At 61.3% G+C, this 23123-nt stretch carries 20 protein-coding genes; 7 read left to right on the top strand and 13 right to left on the bottom strand.

Annotated elements, in window-relative coordinates:
• Positions 1 to 12 precede the first annotated feature (12 nt).
• Together ACUTQY_RS18280 and parC are read right to left on the bottom strand one after the other, a co-directional pair.
• Positions 13 to 747, bottom strand: a complete 735-nt coding sequence (locus ACUTQY_RS18280; protein ID WP_004937266.1) for a 1-acylglycerol-3-phosphate O-acyltransferase — start codon at positions 745 to 747, stop codon at positions 13 to 15.
• Positions 748 to 993: 246 nt separating this feature from the next.
• The gene (parC, locus tag ACUTQY_RS18275) at positions 994 to 3267 is read right to left on the bottom strand and encodes a DNA topoisomerase IV subunit A (RefSeq protein WP_004937261.1); all 2274 of its coding nucleotides are present in this window, start codon (positions 3265 to 3267) and stop codon (positions 994 to 996) included.
• 325 nt (positions 3268 to 3592) lie between these two features.
• On the opposite strand from parC, the gene ACUTQY_RS18270 reads away from it, so the two are divergent.
• Together ACUTQY_RS18270 and ACUTQY_RS18265 are read left to right on the top strand one after the other, a co-directional pair.
• Entirely contained in the window at positions 3593 to 4174 is a 582-nt protein-coding gene (locus tag ACUTQY_RS18270; RefSeq protein WP_046687821.1) for an NAD(P)H-dependent oxidoreductase, read from the top strand.
• Positions 4175 to 4207: 33 nt separating this feature from the next.
• Entirely contained in the window at positions 4208 to 4516 is a 309-nt protein-coding gene (locus ACUTQY_RS18265) for a putative quinol monooxygenase (RefSeq protein ID WP_033644613.1), read from the top strand.
• 27 nt (positions 4517 to 4543) lie between these two features.
• Here ACUTQY_RS18265 and ACUTQY_RS18260 read toward each other — a convergent pair whose 3' ends face one another.
• From ACUTQY_RS18260 to nudF, 6 genes are all read right to left on the bottom strand, one after another.
• The gene (locus ACUTQY_RS18260; protein ID WP_046687822.1) at positions 4544 to 5440 is read right to left on the bottom strand and encodes a LysR substrate-binding domain-containing protein; all 897 of its coding nucleotides are present in this window, start codon (positions 5438 to 5440) and stop codon (positions 4544 to 4546) included.
• Positions 5441 to 5522: 82 nt separating this feature from the next.
• On the bottom strand, positions 5523 to 7418 hold the full coding sequence (parE, locus tag ACUTQY_RS18255) for a DNA topoisomerase IV subunit B (protein WP_025304305.1): 1896 nt from the start codon (positions 7416 to 7418) through the stop codon (positions 5523 to 5525).
• Positions 7419 to 7464: 46 nt separating this feature from the next.
• The gene (gene yqiA, locus ACUTQY_RS18250; protein ID WP_004937252.1) at positions 7465 to 8049 is read right to left on the bottom strand and encodes an esterase YqiA; all 585 of its coding nucleotides are present in this window, start codon (positions 8047 to 8049) and stop codon (positions 7465 to 7467) included.
• Positions 8049 to 8876: a 3',5'-cyclic-AMP phosphodiesterase gene (gene cpdA, locus ACUTQY_RS18245; RefSeq protein WP_004937250.1), complete on the bottom strand. Its 828-nt coding sequence runs from the start codon at positions 8874 to 8876 to the stop codon at positions 8049 to 8051. Before cpdA ends, yqiA begins: the two co-directional genes overlap by 1 nt.
• Positions 8877 to 8903: 27 nt before the next feature.
• Positions 8904 to 9329 carry a DUF1249 family protein gene (locus tag ACUTQY_RS18240; RefSeq protein WP_033651295.1) on the bottom strand — a complete coding sequence of 142 codons (426 nt, stop codon included), beginning with the start codon at positions 9327 to 9329 and terminating at the stop codon, positions 8904 to 8906.
• Positions 9329 to 9961 carry an ADP-ribose diphosphatase gene (nudF, locus tag ACUTQY_RS18235; protein WP_004937242.1) on the bottom strand — a complete coding sequence of 211 codons (633 nt, stop codon included), beginning with the start codon at positions 9959 to 9961 and terminating at the stop codon, positions 9329 to 9331. Before nudF ends, ACUTQY_RS18240 begins: the two co-directional genes overlap by 1 nt.
• A 347-nt stretch (positions 9962 to 10308) precedes the next feature.
• On the opposite strand from nudF, the gene hasF reads away from it, so the two are divergent.
• Both hasF and dhaR read left to right on the top strand, forming a co-directional pair.
• Positions 10309 to 11826: a multidrug efflux transporter outer membrane subunit HasF gene (hasF, locus tag ACUTQY_RS18230; protein ID WP_046687823.1), complete on the top strand. Its 1518-nt coding sequence runs from the start codon at positions 10309 to 10311 to the stop codon at positions 11824 to 11826.
• A 150-nt stretch (positions 11827 to 11976) separates the two neighbouring features.
• Positions 11977 to 13926: a dihydroxyacetone kinase operon transcriptional regulator DhaR gene (gene dhaR, locus ACUTQY_RS18225; RefSeq protein ID WP_033644606.1), complete on the top strand. Its 1950-nt coding sequence runs from the start codon at positions 11977 to 11979 to the stop codon at positions 13924 to 13926.
• Here the strand turns inward: dhaR and dhaM are convergent.
• The 4 genes from dhaM to ACUTQY_RS18205 are packed head-to-tail and all read right to left on the bottom strand — an operon-like array spanning position 13923 to position 18228.
• Complete coding sequence (dhaM, locus tag ACUTQY_RS18220; protein WP_033644605.1) at positions 13923 to 15353, bottom strand: dihydroxyacetone kinase phosphoryl donor subunit DhaM; 1431 nt, start codon at positions 15351 to 15353, stop codon at positions 13923 to 13925. The genes dhaR and dhaM overlap by 4 nt on opposite strands.
• Before the next feature lie 11 nt (positions 15354 to 15364).
• Positions 15365 to 15997, bottom strand: coding sequence for a dihydroxyacetone kinase subunit DhaL (gene dhaL / locus ACUTQY_RS18215; RefSeq protein ID WP_033644604.1), 633 nt, complete (start codon positions 15995 to 15997; stop codon positions 15365 to 15367).
• Between the two features lie 9 nt (positions 15998 to 16006).
• Positions 16007 to 17077: a dihydroxyacetone kinase subunit DhaK gene (gene dhaK, locus ACUTQY_RS18210; protein WP_033644603.1), complete on the bottom strand. Its 1071-nt coding sequence runs from the start codon at positions 17075 to 17077 to the stop codon at positions 16007 to 16009.
• Between the two features lie 50 nt (positions 17078 to 17127).
• On the bottom strand, positions 17128 to 18228 hold the full coding sequence (locus ACUTQY_RS18205; protein WP_046687824.1) for a glycerol dehydrogenase: 1101 nt from the start codon (positions 18226 to 18228) through the stop codon (positions 17128 to 17130).
• Positions 18229 to 18581: 353 nt separating this feature from the next.
• On the opposite strand from ACUTQY_RS18205, the gene ACUTQY_RS18200 reads away from it, so the two are divergent.
• Positions 18582 to 19250, top strand: coding sequence for a DUF1190 family protein (locus ACUTQY_RS18200; protein WP_033644601.1), 669 nt, complete (start codon positions 18582 to 18584; stop codon positions 19248 to 19250).
• Positions 19251 to 19253: 3 nt separating this feature from the next.
• The gene (locus tag ACUTQY_RS18195; RefSeq protein WP_033644600.1) at positions 19254 to 20414 is read left to right on the top strand and encodes a glutathionylspermidine synthase family protein; all 1161 of its coding nucleotides are present in this window, start codon (positions 19254 to 19256) and stop codon (positions 20412 to 20414) included.
• A 47-nt stretch (positions 20415 to 20461) separates the two neighbouring features.
• On the opposite strand, the gene ygiD is transcribed toward ACUTQY_RS18195, so the two are convergent.
• Entirely contained in the window at positions 20462 to 21244 is a 783-nt protein-coding gene (gene ygiD, locus ACUTQY_RS18190; RefSeq protein ID WP_033644599.1) for a 4,5-DOPA-extradiol-dioxygenase, read from the bottom strand.
• 325 nt (positions 21245 to 21569) lie between these two features.
• On the opposite strand from ygiD, the gene ACUTQY_RS18185 reads away from it, so the two are divergent.
• Positions 21570 to 23102 (top strand): alkaline phosphatase, encoded by a 1533-nt coding sequence (locus ACUTQY_RS18185; RefSeq protein WP_046687826.1) that lies wholly within the window; start codon positions 21570 to 21572, stop codon positions 23100 to 23102.
• Positions 23103 to 23123 lie beyond the last annotated feature (21 nt).

The raw sequence follows: 23123 nt of genomic DNA, 5'->3' as shown, positions 1-23123 counted from the left end.
GCCGGTAGACTCTTATTTTTTGGCGGCGTTGCGCTGGGCGACTTCGGCGTCCAATTCGGCGATTTTCGCCTCCATCAGCTCGCGGCAATGGGCCGCCAGCTCGCGCACGTTTTCTTTGCCGTATTTGCTGGTATCCACCGGCGCCAACATCTCGACGATCACATGGCCGTTATTCCAGCGATTAAGATTTATATTACCGCTGGTGGTGGATACGCAGATAGGCACAATCGGCACGCCGGCGGCGATGGCCGCGTGGAACGCGCCGGTTTTAAACGGCATCAGCCCACGGCCGCGGCTGCGGGTCCCTTCCGGGAACATCCAGATCGAAATGTCTTTCTTCTTGAACTGCTCCGCCACCTGGGCGATGGTGCCGTGCGCCTTGGCGCGATTATCACGATCTATCAGCAGATTACCGGTCAGCCAATACAGCGGGCCGAAAAACGGGATCCACACCAGACTTTTTTTACCGACCGTCACGGTGCGCGGCTGCACGATATTAGAGGCCGTCACCATGTCGTAGTTATTTTGGTGGTTGGCGATATAGATGCAGTTGCCGTTGTTGGCCGCATCGGCCGGCACGCGGGTTTCAACCTTGATGCCGAACAGCGTCGACAGACGACCGAAAAGATGGCCGAAGGTCGCCACATGGCGAGGATTACGCGGACTGAACAAGCAATAAACCGAACCGAAAATACACACCAGAATACAGAAAAGAGTGGCGAGAACGGCACGCAAAATCAATAACATAACAACCTCATTAGCACACTGCCAACGCAGTTTACTTCGCTGCGCAGATTCCTTTACTCATTATTTGCCGACCAAGCGGAAAGCACGCCTATGTCGCCTGCATTTCTCGCTATTTTCCCGCCAGGCGGCAGTACGCACAATAATTTTATGCGCAGAAATGTTAACTATTTGGAAAATAAACGCCAGCAAAAATAAATAAGGCGGCCACAGCATGCTGCGACCGCCCGTTAACGCTGGTGCCAACGCTTACTCTTCGCTGTCGCCACCCGACGCCCGCACCGGCGCATCCACTTCGACGCGATCGATGCGCTGCAGGCCGCGCGGCAGTTGGGTGCCCTTGCGGCCGCGTTCCGCACGGAACTTCTGCAGATCTTCCGGACGCAGCGTCAGCTTGCGTTTGCCGACGTGCAGCGTGACAGACGCCTGCGGCGGCAGCACGAACAGCCAGGCCAGCTTGTCTTCACCGGCGGCGGCCTGCGCCGCCGGAATGGAGACGATCTTGTTGCCCTTGCCCTTCGACAGCTGCGGCAGATCGGCGACCGGGAACATCAGCATGCGCCCGGCGGCGGTGATCGACAGCAGCATATCGTCTGCGCCGTGGATCTCCATCGGCGGCAGCGCTCTGGCGTTGTCCGGCAGCGTGATCATCACCTTGCCGGCGCGGTTGCGCGCCACCAGATCGTTAAAGGTGCAGACGAAACCGTAACCGGCGTCAGACGCCATCAGCAGCTTCTGATCGTCGGCCGCCATCAGCACCTGCTCGATGGTGGCGCCCGGCGGCGGCGTCAGCTTGCCGGTCAGCGGCTCGCCCTGCCCGCGCGCCGAAGGCAGCGTCATCGGATCGAGCGCATAGCTGCGCCCGGTAGAGTCGATAAATACCACCGGCTGATTGCTCTTGCCGCGCGCCGCGCCGCGGAAGCTGTCGCCGGCCTTGTAGCTCAACCCGGTCGGATCGATGTCATGGCCCTTGGCGCTGCGCACCCAGCCCATTTCAGACAGCACGATGGTCACCGGTTCGGACGGCACGAAGTCATGCTCGCTCATCGCCTTGGCTTCCGCGCGCTCGGTCAGCGGCGAACGGCGATCGTCGCCGTAGGTCTGCGCATCGGCCTGGATCTCTTTCTTAATCAGCGTATTCAGCTTGCGTTCGGACGCCAGCAGCGCCTGCAGCTGATCGCGCTCTTTCGCCAGTTCGTCCTGCTCGCCGCGGATCTTGACCTCTTCCAGCTTGGCCAGGTGACGCAGTTTCAGCTCGAGGATCGCTTCCGCCTGAGTATCGGAGATGCCGAAACGCTGCATCAGCACCGGCTTCGGCTCATCCTCGCTGCGGATGATGTGGATCACCTCGTCGATGTTGAGGAACGCCACCAGCAAACCTTCGAGGATATGCAGGCGCTTGAGCACCTTCTCGAGGCGGTAGTTCAGGCGGCGACGCACCGTATCGCGACGGTAGGCCAGCCATTCGGTGAGGATCTCCACCAGCCCTTTCACCTGCGGGCGGTTGTCCAGACCGATCATGTTCATGTTGATGCGGTAGCTGCGCTCCAGATCGGTGGTGGCGAACAGGTGATTCATCACCTGCTCCAGATCGATGCGGTTGGAACGTGGCACGATCACCAGACGCGTCGGGTTCTCGTGATCGGATTCGTCGCGCAGGTCTTCGACCATCGGCAGCTTCTTGGCGCGCATCTGGCTGGCTATCTGCTCCAGCACCTTGGCGCCGGAAACCTGATGCGGCAAGGCGGTGATCACCGCGCTGCCATCCTCTTTCTTCCACACGGCGCGCATGCGCACCGAGCCGCGGCCGCTCTGGTAAATTTTGCGAATTTCATCGCGCGGGGTGATGATCTCGGCTTCGGTCGGGAAGTCCGGCCCCTGCACGAACTCGAGCAGGTCATCGAGCGAGGCGCCCGGCTTGTCGAGCAGTGCCACCGCGGCGGCGGCGACTTCGCGCACGTTGTGCGGCGGAATGTCGGTCGCCATGCCAACCGCGATGCCGGTGGTGCCGTTCAGCAGGATGTTCGGCAGGCGCGCCGGCAGCATCTTCGGCTCTTGCAGCGTGCCGTCAAAGTTCGGGATCCAGTCGACCGTGCCCTGGCCCAGCTCGGCCAGCAAGACCTCGGCGTATTTGGACAGGCGCGATTCGGTATAACGCATCGCCGCGAACGACTTGGGATCGTCCGGCGCCCCCCAGTTCCCCTGGCCGTCCACCAGCGGATAGCGATACGAGAACGGCTGCGCCATCAGCACCATGGCTTCATAACACGCGCTGTCGCCGTGCGGGTGATATTTACCCAGCACGTCGCCCACGGTGCGGGCGGACTTCTTGAATTTGGCGCTGTTGGTCAGCCCCAGTTCAGACATGGCGTAGATGATGCGGCGTTGTACCGGCTTCAAACCGTCGCCAATGTACGGCAACGCCCGATCCATGATGACGTACATGGAATAGTTCAGATAGGCGTTTTCAGTGAATGTGTGCAGCGGTAAACGCTCTACACCGTCATGAGTCAGATCACTCATTACTCAATTATCCTCAGACCGTGGCTTGGCAATCCCTTGGACGACAAAAGGCATCGCTTGTCGATTCTGCCCGCGATAGTAACCCATCTGCAGGGTGGCTGTCACAGTTGGCGCAAGGATCGCCGGCGGCGGCCGGTTGCGCGCTGCGGTTTATGCAAAATTTCGCTGTCTGGCGGCCCGTTTATTGACTGGCAGTCAACACTGTTGTGCGCTGGATCGCATTTTTACTTGCCTGCCTAACGATTACACTCGTCGCCAGCGAGATGGTTTCCGCCTTTTCGGCGGGAAGCATGCCATATCTTAACTCTGACGGGAGCCGCGAAAGATGAGCAATATCCTGATTATCAACGCTAAAAAACAATTCGGCCATTCCAACGGCGAACTCAACCAAACCCTGAGCGACGTGGCGGAAAGCTTCCTGCGCGATCTGCAGCACGATGTGCAGGTCACCGTGGTTGACGACGGTTATGACATCGAAGCCGAGGTAAAGAAATACCTGTGGGCCGACGCGGTCATCTACCAGATGCCGGGCTGGTGGATGGGCGAACCCTGGATCCTGAAAAAATACATCGATGAAGTGTTCACCGCCGGTCACGGCAGCCTGTATGCCAGCGACGGCCGCTCTCGTTCTGACGAAAGCAAAAAATATGGCTCCGGCGGCCTGATCCAGGGCAAAAAATACCTGCTGAGCCTGACCTGGAACGCCCCGCTGGAGGCCTTCACCGATCCCGATCAGTTCTTCCACGGCGTCGGCGTCGACGGCGTTTACCTGCACTTCCACAAGGCCAACCAGTTCCTGGGAATGGAAGCGCTGCCGACCTTTATCTGCAATGACGTGATAAAACAACCGGATATCGAAGCGGACATCGCACGTTATCGCGAGCATCTGGCGAAAAATTTTGCTTAACTGACGCAGAACATACTCATCAACGAGGTAAGCATGATCACCGTAATCGCAGAAATCAAAGTGAAACCCGGCCACCGCGCCACCGTACTGCAAGCCATTGAAAAGCTGGTGCCGCTGGTGCTGGCGGAAGAGGGTTGCGGCGAATACACGCCGATGGTCGACAGCAATACCCAGGCGCCGTGGCAGAAGCGGTCGCCGGATTCGGTGTTCATGCTGGAGAAATGGGAAAGCATGGCGCATCTGGAAAAACATCTGGCCATTGAGCACATGCTCAAACACCGCGACACCCTCAAAGACAGCGTGCTGGACACCGAGATCTACATCCTGGAAAACGCCCTGTAAGCTCCGCCTTATCCTGTAAGCTCCGCCTTATAACGTCTGCGCGTCGATGTGCGCGCTGACGTAGTCAAGAAAACAGGTGATGCGCGCCGCCAATTGCGTATTGCGGTAATACACCGCATTAATCGGCTGGCGCACGTCCAGCGTCTCCTGCTCCAGCAACGTCACCAACTTGCCCGCTTCCCGATCGCGCCGGGTCATAAAGTCTGCCAGCTGTACGATCCCCTCGCCCCGCAGCGCCAATTGCCGCAGCGTTTCACCGCTGGACGCCGAGATCGTCGGCGTGATGGCGAAATGCGGCGCCTGGCGATAGCGCAACGGCCATTGGTTCAGCGATTCCGGTTGGGTAAAACCGAGCAGACAATGCCGGTGCAACGCCTCCACGCTCTGCGGCGTGCCGTGCTGCTGCAGATAAGCCGGGCTGGCGAGGATGCGCAACCGGCTGGCGCCCAGCGCGCGCGCATGAATGGTCGAATCGCGCAACGCGCCGATGCGAATGGCGATATCCGTGCGTTTTTCCAGCAGATCGATGATCAGATTGTCGGTGTTCAGCTCGAGCGAAATTTGCGGATAACGTTCCCTGAACCCCGCCACCAGCGGCACGATGACGTGCTCCATAAAAGGCGCAGCCGCATTGATCCGCAGTCGCCCGGCCGGCATCTGCCGGCGCACCGCCATTTGTTCTTCGGCATTTTCCACCGAGTTGATGATCGTACGCGCATGGCTCAGGAAGCTTTGCCCCTCTTCGGTCAGCTCCAGGCGACGCGTAGTGCGGCGCATCAGGGTGGTATCGAGCTTATTCTCCAGGCGGCTGAGCGCGCGGCTGATGCCGGAAGTCGTCTGGCCGAGCCGATCGGCGGCGGCGGTGATGGAACCGCTGTCGACCACCGAAGTGAACGCCAGCAATTCTTCGAGCGTGATCTTCATGCATTCCGGCCCAGGTTATCGGGCGCCGCATGAACGCCCTGCGGGAAAGCCGGCCCGGCGTTTCACCGGGCCAGGGTCAGGCTCAGACCGCCAATTCGGCCATGTCGCCCTTGTCTTGCAGCCAGTTGCGGCGATCTTCCGAACGCTTCTTGGCCAACAGCATGTCCATCACCGCCAGCGTCTGATCGACATCATCTTCCGCGACCGTCAATTGCACCAGACGGCGGGTGTTCGGATCGAGGGTGGTTTCGCGCAGCTGCAGCGGGTTCATCTCGCCCAGCCCTTTAAAGCGCTGGACGTTCGGCTTGCCTTTCTTGCGCTTCAGCTGTTCCAGCACGCCGGCTTTCTCTTCTTCATCCAGCGCGTAGAACACCTCTTTACCGAGATCGATGCGGTACAGCGGCGGCATGGCCACATAAACGTGCCCGCCTTTCACCAGCGAACGGAAGTGGCGCACGAACAGCGCGCACAGCAGCGTAGCGATGTGCAGGCCGTCGGAGTCCGCATCCGCCAGGATGCAGATTTTGCCGTAGCGCAACTGGCTGAGATCTTCGCTGTCCGGATCGATGCCGATCGCCACGGAAATGTCATGCACTTCCTGCGAGGCCAGCACTTCGTCCGAGGAGACTTCCCAGGTATTCAGGATCTTGCCCTTCAGCGGCATGATCGCCTGATATTCGCGATCGCGCGCCTGCTTGGCCGATCCGCCCGCGGAGTCCCCTTCCACCAGGAACAGTTCGGTCATGGCCAGATCCTGCGAGGTGCAGTCCGCCAGCTTGCCCGGCAGCGCCGGCCCGCTGGTCAGCTTCTTGCGCACCACTTTCTTGGCGGCGCGCAGACGGCGTTGGGCGCTGGAAATCGCCAGCTCGGCCAGCTGTTCCGCCGCCTGAACGTTCTGGTTCAGCCACAGGCTGAAGGCATCTTTCACCACGCCGGAAACGAAGGCCGCGCACTGACGCGAAGAGAGACGCTCTTTGGTCTGCCCGGCGAACTGCGGATCCTGCATCTTCACCGACAGCACGTAAGCGCAGCGATCCCAAATATCCTCCGCCGACAGCTTCACGCCGCGCGGCAGGATGTTGCGGAATTCGCAAAACTCGCGCATCGCGTCCAGCAGCCCCTGACGCAGACCGTTGACGTGGGTGCCGCCCTGCATGGTCGGGATCAGGTTGACGTAGCTTTCGGTCAGCAGCTCGCCGCCTTCCGGCAGCCACAGCAGCGCCCAGTCCACCGCTTCGGTATCACCGGCGAAATTGCCGACGAACGGCGCTTCCGGCAGGGTGATCAGGCCGTTAACCGCTTCCATCAGGTAGTCGGTCAGGCCGTCCTGGTAGCACCAGCGCTGCTCGGTGTTGTTCACCTTGTCGATGAAATAGATCTCAACGCCGGGGCACAGCACCGCTTTGGCTTTCAGCAGGTGAGTGAGGCGCGATACCGAGAAACGCGGGCTGTCGAAGAACTGTTCGTCCGGCCAGAAGTGCACGCTGGTGCCGGTGTTGCGTTTGCCGCAGGTGCCGGTCACCGTCAGATCTTGCACTTTGTCGCCGTTTTCGAAGGCGATGCCGTAGACGTTGCCGTCGCGGCGCACGTTGACTTCCACCCGCTTCGACAGGGCGTTGACCACCGAGATCCCAACGCCGTGCAGGCCGCCGGAGAACTGGTAGTTTTTATTCGAGAATTTACCGCCGGCGTGCAGTCGGCACAGGATCAACTCAACCGCCGGCACGCCCTCTTCCGGGTGGATGTCCACCGGCATGCCGCGGCCGTCGTCGATCACTTCCAGCGACTGATCGGCGTGCAGGATCACGTCGATACGCTTGGCATGTCCGGCCAACGCTTCGTCGACGCTGTTATCGATCACCTCTTGGCCGAGGTGGTTTGGGCGCGTCGTGTCGGTATACATGCCGGGACGACGGCGCACTGGTTCTAGACCGCTGAGTACTTCAATGGCATCAGCGTTATAGCTGGATTGAGTCATCGTTGATTATTTTTTCGTGGTTAAAGGGAGGTGCCGGAACGGTCCGTCAGACCGCGTTTAGCCCTAAAAAATCCACAATCTGGGGGAAGTAGTGCTCGAAACCGACGAAGGCGTGGTTTCCACCCGACTCCACCGTTTGCCGACACGCGGTGTAATACGCCACTGCCTGGCCGTAATCGAGAATTTCATCGCCCGTTTGCTGCAGCAGCCAGATTAAATCCGGCGACTCCAAAGGATCGATCTGCATCACTTTCAGATCGTAAACGTGACGAGACTCTAACACATATTGCTGGCCGGTGTAGGGGTTCTCGTTGGCGCCGAGATAGTCGACCAGCAGCTCAAACGGCTTGACCGCCGGGTTGACCACCACCGCCGGCAGCGAAAAACACTGCGACAGCCAGGTGGCGTAATAGCCGCCCAGCGAGGACCCCACCAATCCGAGCGTTTGTCCGGCGCGTTCCAGCACCAGATTTTCCAGCATTTCGGCGGCCTCCGCCGGAAAGGCCGGCAACTGCGGCACCAGCATCTCGATAGCGGGATGGTGTTCGGCCAGCCAGGCCTTGAAGGCCACCGCCTTGGCCGACTGCGGCGAGCTGTTGAAACCGTGCAGGTAGAGCAGTGTCGAAGGCATCAGTATCCATCCGAGTCCATATCGGGGCGGAAATCGTCGTTTTCCAGGCGGAACACCTGCGTCTCGACGCGGCCGTCCGGCAGCAGATCGAGGTAACGCCAGCCGGGGGAGACGTCGTCGATGGTAAAGTTAGTGCAGTGCGGCTTGAATTGCACGCAGGTGGACGGCGTCGCCAACAGACGCCGGCCCTGCCATTCCAGATCCAGATCCTGGTGAATATGACCGCACACCACGGTATTCACCTTCGGGTAGCGCAACAGGATCGCGCCCAGCATATGCGGGTTGCGCAGGCTGTGCTGATCGAGCCAGGTGCAGCCGGAAGGCAGCGGATGGTGGTGCAGCAGCAACAGCGTGTAACGCTCGGGGTGCGCCTGCAGGCAGCGCTCCATCCACTCGAGCTGGTATTCGCTCAGCTCGCCGTGCGGTACGCCGAACACCTGACTGTCCAACATCAGCACCTGCCAGTTATCGCCCAGCAGCACCTGCTTGGAAGGGGCGATGCCGGCGGCGGCCAACGCGTCGACCATCGCCGGTTGGAAATCGTGGTTGCCCGGCAGCCACACGCACGGGGCCGGCAGTTGCGCGATGCCGGCGGCGAAGTGGCGGTACGCCTCCTGCGAATGATCCTGCGCCAAATCTCCCGTGGCGACGATCAAATCGACATCGCGGCGCTGCGCCTGAATGGCGTCCAGCACCGCGTGATAGCTGCGATAGGTATTGATGCCGAGCAACGTCTCGTGTTCGCCGGCAAAAAGGTGGGTATCTGTTATTTGTAGAATCCTGACCGCGGCCCCACTCGCCACGGGCAGTTTAAACAGGCTTTCCAAATGGTGTCCTTTGTTATTTCAGTCTGTCTAACAAACCGGAACCGCCATCGCTCCATGCGCCAAACAGTAGCGCAGCCAATCAGCAAGAAACTGGTTAATTTGATGCTTTTCGTCGCGTTGATGCAACTTTTTATTAGGATAATCATAACGCGCTTTAAAGCGGTAGATCTGCTGACTGGAACACACTTCCGCAACCATGGCGTCATGGTATAACCGCACCGTCATCGCGGGCAGGCTCCAGTAGCTGACCGCCGGAAAGATCTGCTCGATCTCCACCAGCGACGTGTAACGCGTGGACTCAACAATGGTCAAACGATAGCTAGCGCCGTTCACCTGATAAGTCACCGTTTCGCCCGCTTCGTCGTTGCGCGGCAGCAAGCGGCGCAATTGCGCGAAGTTGGTTTCGCACAATCTCATCATTTCGGGGAAATCAGGGGTATAGCGCTGTTTCATTAGTTGGCCCACTCTTTTCTCAACGATTCATGGTGCAACGCCAGCCATTGCAATGCAATCACTGATGCGGCGTTATCGATCGCGCCCTCTTCCACCCAGCGGTAAGCCTGCTCGCGGCTGACCACATGGACGCGAATATCTTCATGCTCTTCCGCCAGGCCGTGGATGCCTTCGGCGGTGCCGGCGTCCACCTCGCCGACCATGATCGACAAGCGTTCGCTGGTGCCGCCGGGGCTGGCCAGATAGCTCAGCACCGGCTTGCAGCGCCCGACCACCACGCCGGCTTCTTCCTGCGCTTCGCGGCGGCACACGTCTTCGACGCTTTCGCCGGTTTCGATCATACCCGCCACCATTTCCAGCAGCCAGGGCGAATTACTGGTATCGACCGCGGCGATGCGCAGTTGTTCAATCAGCACCACTTCATCGCGCACCGGGTCGTAGGGCAGCAGCACCGCCGCATGGCCGCGCTCGAAAATTTCACGCGTGATTTCAGGACTCATTTCGCCATTGAACAAGCGATGGCGAAACCGGTATAAATTGAGTGAAAAAAAACCACGGTACAGCGTCTCGCGTGCAATAATTTCTACATCTTTTTTATCGAAGGTGACGGGTGACGGCTGCGAACGGTTCATGCGCGAATTCTCCTGCGTGAGTATGCCGATAAAATAAACGGTTTTGATGACAGAAACAGCGGGTCTCACCGCCGCCGCTTTATGTTAGGCTGTTTTTCGCCGCCGGACGCGGCGCGTTTGTGCGCTCGCGGGTAATAGCGGGAAACAATCCTGATTGTCAGCCATAATATCAGCTGCAGTCGGCCCGGGCAGTACGCCAAGGTAAATGGGCGGTCTGAAAGGTAAAAGTTACGTGAGATGGCACATTCAGCCACCTGATGCGTACCGCAGACTCTGCTAGAATCGGCAACTATTTCGTCTATCGTCAGCGCTAACATAGCAATATTGCTGCACAACAAGGAATGCAAATGAAGAAACTGCTCCCCCTTCTTATCGGACTGAGCCTGGGCGGCTTCAGTGCAATGAGCCAGGCAGAGAACCTGCTGCAGGTCTACAAACAGGCCAGGGAAAGTAACCCGGATCTGCGCAAAAGTGCTGCTGACCGCGACGCCGCATTCGAAAAGATCAATGAAGCGCGCAGCCCGCTGCTGCCGCAGCTCGGTTTAACCGCAGGTTACGATTACACCAACGGTTATCGTGACAGCAATGGCGTTAACAGCAACGTCACCAGCGGTTCGCTGGCATTGACGCAGACCCTCTTCGACATGTCGAAATGGCGCCAGCTGACGCTGCAGGAAAAGAGCGCCGGCATCTCCGACGTCACCTTCCAGACCGCAGAGCAGTCGCTGATTCTCAACACCGCCACCGCCTACTTTAACGTGCTGAAGGCGATCGACACGCTGTCGTACACCCAGGCGCAGAAAGACGCGGTGTACCGCACGCTGGATCAAACCACCCAACGCTTCAACGTGGGCCTGGTGGCGATCACCGACGTGCAGAACGCCCGCTCGAACTATGACACCGTGCTGGCGGCCGAAGTCTCCGCCCGCAACGATCTGGATAACGCGCTGGAAACGCTGCGCCAGGTGACCGGGGCCTTCTACCCGGAGCTGGCCTCGCTGAACACCGATCGCTTCAGCACCCAGCGCCCGGAAGCGGTGAACAACCTGCTGAAAGAAGCGGAGGCGCGCAACCTGAGCCTGCTGTCCGCCCGCCTGAGCCAGGATCTGGCGCGCGAACAGATCCGTGCCGCACAGACCGGCTATATGCCGACGATTGACGTCAGCGCGTCAACCGGCATCAGCAATACCAAATACAACGGCTCAAACACCGGCGGCGCGAATGCCGCACGCTACAGCGACTCCGATGCGGGCCAAAATAAAGTGGGCATCAGCTTCAACCTGCCGCTGTACAGCGGCGGCGCGACCAACTCGCAGGTTAAACAAGCGCAGTACGGCTTCGTCGGCGCCAGCGAGCAGCTGGAAAGCGCTCACCGCAGCGTGGTGCAGACCGTGCGTTCATCGTTCAACAACGTTAACGCTTCGATCAGCAGCATCAACGCCTACAAACAGGCGGTGATCTCCGCACAGAGCTCCCTGGACGCGATGGAAGCCGGTTATCAGGTCGGTACCCGCACCATCGTCGATGTGCTGGACGCCACCACCACGCTGTATAACGCCAAACGTCAGCTGTCCGATGCGCGTTATACCTATTTGATCAACCAGCTGAACATCAAGTCGGCGCTCGGCACGCTGAACCAGAACGATCTGCTGCTGCTGAACGGCGCGTTGGGCAAGCCGGTATCGACCGCGCCTGACGCCGTCGCACCGCAAAACCGCGCGCAGGACGCCTATGCGGACGGTTATCAGGACAATGCGCCGATGCAACAGACTGCGGCGCCGGCACCGGCGGCCACTCGCGCATCCGCGCCGGCCGTTACCACCAGCCAACCGGCTCGCCACAGCGGCAACCCATTCCGCAACTGATGTCCGCACGCTGATAAACACGGGGTCCGGCCTGCGCCGCGCCCCGTTTTTTTTGTCCCGATTTTCCCCGCTTCTGCCCGCCGCCTCACAGCCGCCGCTGCGCCAGGTGATATCATCGTCACTCTCGTTTTCGCAGTTGGATGAGGTTCGATGGACAACGATTCACGTTGGCAGCAACTGATTAACGACGGCGAACTGCCGCCGCCGCTGCGCCCGACGCCGGCGGTGTACGCCTCCTGGCTGCGTTGCCGCAGCCTGATGCAGCCCGATGTCTGGCAAGCGCCGCACCGTGCGCAGGGCGCCACCTTCGAATCGATTTGCCGCCGCAAGAACGATCTGCTGACGCTCGGCCAGGCGGCGCTGGAAGACGCCTGTGAATACATGGAGCCGCGGCGTTGCCTGCTGATGATCCTCGACGAGAGCGGCTGCATGCTGTGGCGCTGCGGCGACGCCCAAACCTGGGAACATCTGCAGCAACTGGGATTCGCCCCCGGCGCTTACTGGGCCGAAGGACAGATAGGCACCAATGCCCCGGCGCTGGCGGCGGCGGAAGGCCACCCGGTGCGGGTGAGCGGTAAAGAACACGTGCGCCGAGCGCTGCACGGCTGGTCGTTCTGCGCCACGCCGGTCTACGACAACAGCGGCCGCCAGCGCGGCTCGATCGCGCTGGGCTGCCTGCTGGCCGACTGCGCCGCCGGCGATCTGTCGCTGACGCTGGCCATCGCCCGCGAAATCGGCAACTCGCTGAACGCCGACGGCCTGCTGGCGGAATCCAACCGCCATCTGAATCAGCTTTACGGCCTGCTGGACGGCGTCGACGACGGCGTCATGGCCTGGGATCACCGCGGCTACCTGCAATACATCAACCAACGCGCCGCCGGCCTGCTGAAGCTGGACGAACAGCAGAGCCAGGGCAAACCGTTGGCGCAGCTGTTGACGCTGCCCGCGCTGCTCAAGCGCGCCATCGCCGATCGCCAACCGCTGCAACACGTCGAAGTCACCTTCGAAAGCCAGCGGCAGTTTATCGCCGCCTTGCTGACGCTCAAGCCGATTTTCGACGGCGATCGCTGCAGTTTCATCGCCCTGCTGCACCCGCTCGAACGGCTGCGCCAATATGTCAGCAGCCAGCTGGGGCGCGTCAGCCACAGCTTCGAACAGATGCCTTCCGCCTCGCTGGAAATGCGGCGACTGATCCGTTACGGGCAGCAGGCGGCCAAAGGCCAGCATCCGATCCTGTTGCGCGGAGAAGAAGGCGTTGGCAAAGAGCTGCTCAGCCAGGCTATCCACAACGCCGGCGAACGCGCCGCCGGGCCGTATATCGCCCTCAACTGCCAACTGCTGCCGCAGGCGCAGGGGCTGCGTGAGCTGCTGGGCAGCGACGCCAGCGAAGAAGAGGCGGGCCAGCTCAGTAAATTCGAATTGGCTAACGGCGGCACGCTGTACCTGGAACAGATCGAATACCTGCCGGCGGAGATGCAGTCGGCGCTGCTGCAGGTGCTGAAAACCGGCGTGGTGATCCGCCTCAATTCCAGCCGGGTGATCCCGGTCGATGTGCGGGTGATCGCCGGCAGCGCCGCCGACCTGCCGCTGCTGGTGCAGCAAAACCGCTTCCGCCGCCAGCTGTTTTACAGCCTGCAGGCGTTCGAGATCCAAATCCCGCCGCTGCGTCAGCGGCTGAGCGATATTCCGCTGCTGGTCAAACATCATCTGCGCACGCTGGAGCAACATTTTCAGTGTCGCTTCCAGGTGGATGACGAGGTGATGGCTCAGCTGGCGCTCTATCTGTGGCCGGGCAACGATTTGGAACTGAAAGGGGTGGTGGAGCGCGCGGCAATGATTTGCCACGGCCACCACATCCAGCTGGCGGACCTGCCGGCGCACCTGCTCGGCCAACCGTCGCTGCTGGAAAGCGATCCGCAGCCCGGCGCACCGCTGTTGACGCTGACGGACATGGAGCGCCAGGCGATCCTGCGGGCGGCGACCGTCAGCCGCGGCCAACTGACGGAAATGGCGCAGTTGCTGGGCATCGGCCGCACCACGCTGTGGCGGAAGATCAAACAGCACGGGATCGACATCCGCCAGTTCAAGCTGCGCGCCTAGTGGCTGAGCTGCAACACCCCGCGCGCGGCGTCCAGCATCGCCTTCTGGCCGCTGCGGGTTTTGCTCAGGCAATCCTGCATGCCGACCACCATCGGAATGCCCATCGCCTTCGCCAGAATGGCGCTGTGCGAGAGGGCATTGCCGCCGCTCAGGCAGATGCCGAGCACTAGTCGGCGATCCAGCATCACTACCTCTGAGGGCATCAGCTCATCCATCACCAGTATTGACGGCTCTGCGAGCGCAATGGTCGGCAGCGGCTGCCCCTGCAGGTGGCACAGCGTGCGGCGCAGCATGTCGCGCACGTCCAGTTCGCGCGCCCGCATGTAGTCGTCATCCAACTCGCGGTACTCTTCGGCGATCGCCTCCAGCACCTGCCGCCAAGCCTGCTCGGCGCTGCACAACTGCTGCGCAATGCGGGTGTAAGCCGCCTGCTGCAGATCCGGATCGTCCAGCAGCATGCTGTGGGCGCCGAAGATAGCCGCCTGCGGCTTGCCGATCAGCGTGCCGGTGCGCTCCGCCAGCCGGTTGAGATCGCTCAACGTGTGCTGCAGCGCCTCCCGCAGGCGTTGCTGTTCGCCCAACACCTCGTCCGCGCCGATCCGGCGCTCGGCGGCTGACGGCCAGACACTGCGGGCCTGGAACACCGGCCCGCTGGTGACGCTTTCCGCCACCGGAATGCCGTGCAGCGAAGGCTGCTGCCGCTCGGAGACCGTCTCGCCGAAATGCTGCTCCGCCAGCGTTTTGAACGCCGCCAGCGCCTCGTCCGCCTGCGCGCCGTCGGCGATCAAACGGATGGTGTCGCCGTGGCGCACCTGCAGCAGCGCCAGCTGATTGAGGCTGCGCGGATCGACGCACTGCCCCTGTTTTTCCAGCACCAGCTCAGCCTTGAACGGCGCCAGCGCTTCGACCAGCCGCGCCGCCGGGCGCGCGTGCAGTCCGTGCGGGTTCTGCACCGTCCAGGTTGCGCTTTTGCCCTGCGCCAGCGGCAAGGCCGCGCGCTTCGCGGCCGGTGAAGCCTCGCCCAATTGCGCCTGCTTGGCCTGCAGCGCCCCCTGCGCCTCCGCCACCACCTGCTCCAGCGAAGCGCCGGAGTTGGCGGCCACCACCGCCGCCAGCGTGCCTTCGATCAGCGGCGCGGCGCACAGCCGCACCTTGGCGGCCAACTCCGGATCCAGCAGATCGAGCGCGGTTTCGGCACTGAGCAGCGCGCTGCCCAGATCCATCAGCACCAGAATGCCATCGCCGTCGGCGACCGCTTCGATCGCCTCCATGACGTTGACCGCGTCGGTACCGATCGGGTGCTCTTCGTCATCCACGCCCGCCGCCAGCGCCAACTTGCAGCCGTCGCCGCGCATCATCTGCCGCGCCAGTTGCTCAACGCCGCGCGCCAGCAACGCGCTGTGCGACACCACCACGATATTAATCATCTCGCCTCCTGCTAACTGCCGGCGACCTCGGCCAGCGTTTTCATCATCAGCATCACCGAAGTGGCGCCGGGATCCTGGTGGCCGATGCTGCGCTCGCCCAGGTAACTGGCCCGCCCCTTGCGCGCCTGCATGGTGATGGTGCTCTCCACCGCCCGCTCGGCGCTGTCGGCGGCGCGCTGCAGCGCCTCCGCCACGCTCAGGTTCTGCTGCGCGGACTGGCCGAGGCTTTCCACCACCGGCCACCAGGCATCGCACATGGTCTTGTCGCCCGGCTCCGCCTTGCCGCGCATCACCACGCCTTCCACCCCTTCCTGCATCATTTGATGCAGCTCCGCCAGATCCAGGCTTTGCTTGGCGTTCGCCGCCTGCGCCGCGCGGATGAAGAAGGTGCCGAACAGCGGACCGCTGGCGCCGCCTACGCTCGACAGCAGCGTCATGCCGGTGTTTTTCAGGATAAAGCCGATATCCTTGTCCGCCACCGACGGCAGCTTTTCCACCACCTTATTGAAACCGCGATTCATGTTCAGGCCGTGGTCGGCATCGCCGATCTCGGTGTCCAGTTGGGTAAGAAAATCGCGCTCTCGGCTGAACACTTCGCCGCAACGCATCAGCCAATCGACGACCTGTGGTTTGGTCAACGCCATAATTCCTCCTCAGCAACCCCAACGCAGCGCAGGCGTTTTCACCGGCGCATCCCACAAGGACAACAGTTCGTCGTCCACGTTCAACAACGTGATGGACACGCCCTGCATATCGAGCGAAGTGCAATACGCGCCCACCAGGTTGCGTTCGATGATGATGCCCGCCTCGGCGCAGCGCTCCGCCAGCCGATGGTACACGCCGTACAGCTCGGACAGCGGCGTGGCGCCCAGGTTGTTGACCAACGCGATCACCCGATCGCCGCGCGTCAGCGGCTGCTTGGTCTGCATCTCGTCGCGCCACTCACCCTGTTGGCGATCCCAGACGCGGATCGTGCGCTGATAGTGGCCGTGGTCGATCAGCGTATGGAACATGTCATCCACCGCCGCGTTGAGCGTGGTGAACGGACGGCGCGCAATGCCCGGCTCGCCGTGAATGCCGACGCCGAACTCCATCTCGTTCTCCGCCAGGGTGAACGACGGTTTGCCGGCGGCGGGGACGGTACAGGCGCCCAGCGCGATACCGATCGAATGCCCGTGGTTGTTGATGCGATGCCCCAGCGTCACCACGCTGTCCAGATCGTCGCCGCGCGCCGCGGCGGCGCCCAGCAATTTCTCCATCAGCACGGTGTTGGCCACCCCGCGCCGCCCGGCGGTAAACAGGCTGTCCTTGACCGCCACGTCGTCATCCACCAGCACCGTCGCCACCGCGACGCCGCTGTCGTGCAGCAGCTCGGTGGCGGTTTCGAAGTTGAGCACGTCGCCGGTGTAGTTCTTGATCAGCAGCAGTACCCCGGCGCCGCCGTCGATCGCCTGACCGCACTCGTACATTTTATCCGGCGTCGGCGAGGTGAAAATCTCGCCCGGACAGGCGCCGTCGAGCATCCCTTCACCGACGAAACCGCAGTGCATCGGCTCGTGGCCGCTGCCGCCGCCGGACAGAATTGCCACTTTGCCCGCTACCGGCGCGTCGGCGCGGGTGACGAACGCCGGATCCGCATGCACCAGCAACTCGGGATGAGCCTCCGCCAGCCCCTGCAACTGCTCTTCCAACACCGACTCGACCTGATTAATCAGTTTTTTCACGATGGTTTCCTCTGTAAGCCAGGGGCGCGGCGCACCGCGCCCCAACGGTATCAATGACGCAGCAGCCAGGCGGCGCCGAGCCGATCCGCCGTCAGGATCGCCGCCTGCACGCCGGCAGGGGTGACCTTGAACGGCATGTTGTGAATGGTTTCGCCGGCGGCGCAGCTGGCCTCGGCCACCGCCATCGTCTTCGTCGCCGCGTCGCCGGTAACGCCCATCTGCGCCAGCGTGATCGGCAAGCCGATGCCATGACAAAACGCCAGCACGGTTTCAATCTGCGCCATAGGGCTGTTCTGCAGCACCAGCTGCACCAGGGTGCCGAACGCCACTTTTTCGCCGTGATACAGGTGGTGACACTCCTCCAGCACGGTGAAACCGTTGTGAATGGCGTGCGCCGCCGCCAGCCCGCTGCTCTCGAAGCCGATGCCGCTCAGATACGTATTGGCCTCAATGATGCGTTCCACCGCTTCCGTCACCACGCCGGCCTCGACCGCCAGCTTGGCCTTCACCCCTTCGGCCAGCAGCGTGTCGTAACACAGCCGCGCCAGACTGAGCGCCGCCAGCGTCGATTTGCCGCCGGCCATGCTGGTGGCCTGAGCGTCGAAGCAGGCCTGCGCTTCGAAATAGGTGGAGAGCGCGTCGCCCATGCCGGCTACCAGCAGGCGTACCGGCGCTTTGGCGATGATGGCGCTGTCCATCACTACCATGTCCGGGTTGCGCGGGTAGATCAGGTATTCGGCGAATTCGCCCTGTTCGGTGTAGATAACCGACAGCGCGCTGGTCGGCGCATCGGTGGAGGCGATGGTGGGAATGAGCACCACCGGCAGCCGTTGGTAGTGGGCGACGGCCTTGGCGGTGTCGAGCGTCTTGCCGCCGCCGACGCCGATCACCCCGCGGCAGCCGTGGGTCTGCAGCTCGCGGCCAAGCCGGTCTATCTCTTTACGGCAGCACTCGCCGTTGAAGCGGGCCGCATGATGTTTCACGCCGTGCTGCTGCAGGCTGCCCATCAGGGTGTCTCCCGCCAACTGCATCACGAAGTCGTCGGCGATCACGAAATAATGGTCGGCGAGGGATTTGGCGTATTCGCCGACGGCGGCCAGCGCATTGGCGCCCTGAATGTATTTGCCTGGTGACTGGATGATTCTCAACATAACCGGATCCTTGTAGGGAGTTGGCGATGGTAACGTTCAGATATCAGGTGATGACGCGCCGACTTCGCCGCCGGCTTGTTGTTGTGCTTCGACTATGAGCGCCTGCCGCCCGCCTGGCGAGCCACGCGATTTTTGTTCCATTATGGAACATCATCATAGCGATAACGTTTCATGATGAAACGCCAATGCGCGTTTTTTCGCCGCGAAAGCGAACTGGCGCACACCCCAACGTATAACTGCGTAAAGAGTGGATTCTGCGGGCGTTTCAGCTTTAATTTTGACCATGTTTCCCCTATCCTTAGCGCCACTACTGGGAAAGGGCGAAAACAGCCCGCATGATGGGATTGATAACGATGAAACGGACAAAAAACATCAACCAAGAGACGTTCCGCAAATCCTGGCGCAGCTACCGTGTCGCGCCCGTGGCCTTGGCGATCAGCGCCGTCTTTATGCTGGCCGGCTGCGAGAAGAGCGATGAAACGGTCTCCCTGTATCAGAATGCCGATGACTGTTCGCGCGCCAACCCTTCGATGAGCGAGCAGTGCACCACCGCCTACAACAACGCCCTGAAAGAAGCGGCGAAAACCGCGCCGAAATACGCCACCCGCGAAGACTGCGTCGCCGAGTTCGGCGAAGCGCAGTGCACCCAGGCGCCGGCTCCGGCGCAGGCCGGCATGGCGGCGGAATCGCAAAGCAGCGGCAGCTTCTGGATGCCGCTGATGGCGGGCTACATGATGGGCCGCCTGATGGGCGGTTCCGGTTTCGCGCAGCAGCCGCTGTTCACCTCCAAGAACGCCGCCAGCCCGGCGAACGGCAAGTTTGTCGACGCCAGCGGCAAGAGCTACGGCCCGGCCACCGCCGGCGGTCGCACCATGACGGTGCCGAAAACCGCCATGGCGCCGAAGCCTGCGGTCACCAACACCGTGACCCGCGGCGGTTTCGGCGAGACCGTGGCCAAGCAGACCAGCATGCAGCGCAGCAGCGCCACCTCCAACTCCGGCTCTCGCAGCATGGGCGGTTGATGCATGAAACGTATTGCCATTACCGAGCGCCCGGACTGGCGCGAAAAAGCGACCGAGTTCGGCTTCCGTTTCCACACCATGTACGGCGAGCCGTACTGGTGTGAAGACGCCTATTACCAGTTCACGCTGGCGCAGATTGAAGAGATCGAAAATGCCACCGCCGAGCTGCATCAGATGTGCCTGCAGGTGGTGGAGAAAGTGGTCGCCAGCGACGAGCTGATGGCCAAGTTCTGCATCCCGAAACACACCTGGGAATTCGTGCGCAGCTCCTGGCGCACCAACCAGCCGTCGCTGTATTCGCGTCTCGATCTGGCCTACGACGGCGTCAATCCGCCGAAGCTGCTGGAGAACAACGCCGATACGCCCACCTCACTGTATGAAGCGGCCTTCTTCCAATGGCTGTGGCTGGAAGACCAGATCAACGCCGGCAAGCTGGATCCGGAATCGGATCAGTACAACAGCCTGCAGGAGAAACTGATCGAGCGTTTCGCCGAGCTGAAAGCGCATCACGGCTTCGGCCTGTTGCACCTGGCCTGCTGCCAGGACAGCGAAGAAGATCGCGGCACGGTGCAATACCTGCAGGACTGCGCGCAGGAAGCCGGTCTGCCGACCGAGTTCCTGTTCATGGAAGAGATCGGCCTCGGCGAGAAAGGCCAGTTCACCGATCTGCAGGATCAGGTGATCGGCAACCTGTTCAAGCTCTATCCGTGGGAATTCATGCTGCGCGAGATGTTCTCCACAAAGCTGGAAGACGCCGGCGTGCGCTGGCTGGAGCCGGCCTGGAAAAGCATCATCTCCAACAAGGCGCTGCTGCCGCTGCTGTGGGAAATGTTCCCGAATCACCCTAACCTGCTGCCGGCTTATTTCGCGCAAGACGATCATCCGCCGATGGATCATTACGTCACCAAACCGCTGTTCTCACGCGAAGGCGCCAATATCCAGATCGTCGAAAACGGTCAGGAAGTGGCGCGCGTCGATGGGCCGTACGGTGAAGAAGGCATGATCGTGCAGCAGTTCCATCCGCTGCCGAAGTTCGAAGACAGCTACACGCTGATCGGCAGCTGGCTGGTGAACGATCAACCCTGCGGCATCGGCCTGCGCGAAGATCGCGAACTGATCACGCAGGATCTGTCGCGCTTCTATCCGCACACCATCCTCGGCTGATCGCCCCGCTGAAGGCAAAAACGCCAGTCTCTGACTGGCGTTTTTCTTTAGCCCACCTGCACCGACAGCATGCTCAGCGCTCCCATTTCGATACCGTCGATCGGCACGCTGATGGCCTCTTTTCCATCCCAGCCGCCGAGCACATACAGCAATGGCAGATAGTGTTCCGGCGTCGGGTTCGACAGCGCCGCGCCCTCATGGCGCATGAAATCCACCAGCGGGTGGTTATCGCCCCGATAACGCAGGTTATCCCGGACAAAGTTATTGAAAGACTCCGCCCACGGATAGGCGCTGGTATCGCCCTGCCATTTCACCATGCGCAGGTTGTGTACCACGTTGCCGCTGGCGACGATCATCACGCCCTCATCCCGCAGCGCCGCGAGTTTGCGGCCCAGCTCATAGTGGTAAGCCGCCGGCTGAGTGCCGTCGACGCTGAGCTGCACCACCGGGATATCGGCATTGGGATACATCTTGATCAATACGCCCCAGGTGCCGTGATCCAACCCCCACTCGCCGAGATCCGCCGTTACCGGCACCGGCGCCAGAATGTGCTGCAGCTGCGCAGCCAGCGCGGGGGAACCCGGCGCAGGGTAGCGGGTATCAAACAGCGCCTGCGGGAACCCGCCGAAGTCGTGAATGGTTTTGGGTTTTTCCATCGCGGTGACCGCAGTGCCGCGGGTATACCAATGCGCAGAAACCGCCACGATCGCCTTCGGACGCGGCAATGACTCACCCAACGCACGCCATGCCTGGGTGTAGCGGTTGTCTTCCAGCACGTTCATCGGGCTACCGTGGCCAAGAAACAGTGCCGGCATACGAGAGGTGTTCATAGAGCGATCCTTAGTTCAAATTGTGCTATGGCGTTACATTACGCGCTTTGCCGCAGCAACACAGCCGGATAACCGTGATGAAGATATTCAATAAATTTGAATTAAAAATCGCAAAAATGCACCGGCAAACAAAAAGTTAAAAAATGAATGATTTTCAAATGATTAATAAAAATCATGAATACCATGGCATTACTGCCACACAGATCTAAATTGTGAACAATTTATGTATTTTTTGTTAACACAATCGATACACTCCTCCTGCCGTCGACAGGGTGTTGGCAGCCCGTCGGCGCTACGGGAATCACGTCTCACCAAGGAGGAATTCATGTTCAGACTCACACTGGCAACCCGCCTGGCGCTTTCCATGTCCTTGTTAGCCACCGGGGCGGCAGCCGCCAAAGCGACGGACAACGCGCCGCTGACGCAGCGCGAAGACCCTTACTTCCTTCAGGCGCAAGCTCAGCTGCAACAGCGACTGAAACAGACCCCAAACACCAACCGCGCTAAAAACGTCATTCTGGTGGTCGGTGACGGCATGGGGTTTTCCACCGTGACCGCCGCCCGTATTTTTGAAGGACAGCAGCGCGGCGTGGACGGCGAATCCAACGTGCTGGCCTGGGAAGCCTTCCCCTATCTGGCGGCAGCCAAAACCTATTCCGCCGACGCCCAAATCACCGACTCCGCGCCCAGCGCGGTGGCGATGACCACCGGCGTCAAAACCATCAACGATCTGATGGGTCTCAACCATACGGCCGCCCTCAACAACTGCGAGGATCAGCAAACCAAGGCCGTCACCACGCTGTGGGAGATGGCCGCAACGCTCGGCATGTCCACCGGCGCCGTGACGACCGCGACCATTACCCACGCCACGCCGGGCGCCACCTATGCCCATATCGCCAACCGCGACTGGGAGTCTGACGCCAAAATGCCGGCGGATGCCCTGGCCGCAGGCTGCCGCGACATCGCGCGCCAGCTGGTGGAAATGAAATACAGCAACGGCCTGAACGTGGCGATGGGCGGCGGGCGCGCCAACTTCCTGCCCGACAGCGTGAGCGATCCGGAATATCCCGGCAAGAAAGGCGCCAGAAGGGACGGCCGTGACCTGACGCAGGCCTGGCTGCAACGCTACGGCGAGCGCGGACAATACGTCTGGAATCAGGCCCAGTTCGACAAAATCGAACCGGGCAACGTCGACCATTTGCTGGCCCTGTTCGAGCCGTCGCACATGAACTTCGAGCATGACCGGCGGCAAGACGCGGCGGGAGAGCCTTCGCTGGCGGAAATGACCGGCAAGGCCATCGATATTCTGGCCAGGAATCCCGAAGGCTATCTGTTGCTGGTGGAAGGCGGGCGCGTCGATCACGGCAGCCATAACGGCAACGCCTACCGCACGCTAAGCGACGCGGTCGCCCTGAACGAGGCGGTGAAAACCATTGTCGGCAAGGTCAAGCTGGACGAAACGCTGGTGATCGTGACCGGCGATCACAGCCACACGCTGACCATCGCCGGCTATGCCAAGCGCGGCAATCCTATCCTCGGCATTTCCGTCGGCGTCGACGGTAAACCTCGGCTGGGCAGCGACGGCAAGCCCTACACCACCCTCGGTTTCGCCAACGGCCCCGGCGGCGCGATCCCGCTGACCGAGCGCCCGGCATTGACCATGGAGCAAACCACCGCGCCCGACTTTATTCAGCCGGCGCTGGTGCCGCTGAAAAGCGAGACGCACGGCGGGGAAGATCTCGGCATCTACGCCATCGGCCCCTGGGCACATCTGTTCCAGGGTACGGTTGAGGAGAACTACACCTTCCACGTGATGAATTACGCCAGCCGCATCAGCGAACGCCTGTCAGAACGGTAGATACAAAAAAGCCGCATTACG

The organism is Serratia sp. TSA_130.1, from assembly GCF_052691795.1.
Note: the sequence above shows the minus strand (reverse complement) of the source record. Positions and strands in the feature narration are given on the sequence as shown.

Bases quoted from the DNA above. Each gene is read 5' to 3' on its own strand.
- ACUTQY_RS18280 (WP_004937266.1), bottom strand. From the start codon at position 747: ATGTTATTGATTTTGCGTGCCGTTCTCGCCACTCTTTTCTGTATTCTG.
- parC (WP_004937261.1), bottom strand. From the start codon at position 3,267: ATGAGTGATCTGACTCATGACGGTGTAGAGCGTTTACCGCTGCACACA.
- ACUTQY_RS18270 (WP_046687821.1), top strand. From the start codon at position 3,593: ATGAGCAATATCCTGATTATCAACGCTAAAAAACAATTCGGCCATTCC.
- ACUTQY_RS18265 (WP_033644613.1), top strand. From the start codon at position 4,208: ATGATCACCGTAATCGCAGAAATCAAAGTGAAACCCGGCCACCGCGCC.
- ACUTQY_RS18260 (WP_046687822.1), bottom strand. From the start codon at position 5,440: ATGAAGATCACGCTCGAAGAATTGCTGGCGTTCACTTCGGTGGTCGAC.
- parE (WP_025304305.1), bottom strand. From the start codon at position 7,418: ATGACTCAATCCAGCTATAACGCTGATGCCATTGAAGTACTCAGCGGT.
- yqiA (WP_004937252.1), bottom strand. From the start codon at position 8,049: ATGCCTTCGACACTGCTCTACCTGCACGGTTTCAACAGCTCGCCGCAG.
- ACUTQY_RS18240 (WP_033651295.1), bottom strand. From the start codon at position 9,329: ATGAAACAGCGCTATACCCCTGATTTCCCCGAAATGATGAGATTGTGC.
- nudF (WP_004937242.1), bottom strand. From the start codon at position 9,961: ATGAACCGTTCGCAGCCGTCACCCGTCACCTTCGATAAAAAAGATGTA.
- hasF (WP_046687823.1), top strand. From the start codon at position 10,309: ATGAAGAAACTGCTCCCCCTTCTTATCGGACTGAGCCTGGGCGGCTTC.
- dhaR (WP_033644606.1), top strand. From the start codon at position 11,977: ATGGACAACGATTCACGTTGGCAGCAACTGATTAACGACGGCGAACTG.
- dhaM (WP_033644605.1), bottom strand. From the start codon at position 15,353: ATGATTAATATCGTGGTGGTGTCGCACAGCGCGTTGCTGGCGCGCGGC.
- dhaL (WP_033644604.1), bottom strand. From the start codon at position 15,997: ATGGCGTTGACCAAACCACAGGTCGTCGATTGGCTGATGCGTTGCGGC.
- ACUTQY_RS18205 (WP_046687824.1), bottom strand. From the start codon at position 18,228: ATGTTGAGAATCATCCAGTCACCAGGCAAATACATTCAGGGCGCCAAT.
- ACUTQY_RS18200 (WP_033644601.1), top strand. From the start codon at position 18,582: ATGAAACGGACAAAAAACATCAACCAAGAGACGTTCCGCAAATCCTGG.
- ACUTQY_RS18195 (WP_033644600.1), top strand. From the start codon at position 19,254: ATGAAACGTATTGCCATTACCGAGCGCCCGGACTGGCGCGAAAAAGCG.
- ygiD (WP_033644599.1), bottom strand. From the start codon at position 21,244: ATGAACACCTCTCGTATGCCGGCACTGTTTCTTGGCCACGGTAGCCCG.
- ACUTQY_RS18185 (WP_046687826.1), top strand. From the start codon at position 21,570: ATGTTCAGACTCACACTGGCAACCCGCCTGGCGCTTTCCATGTCCTTG.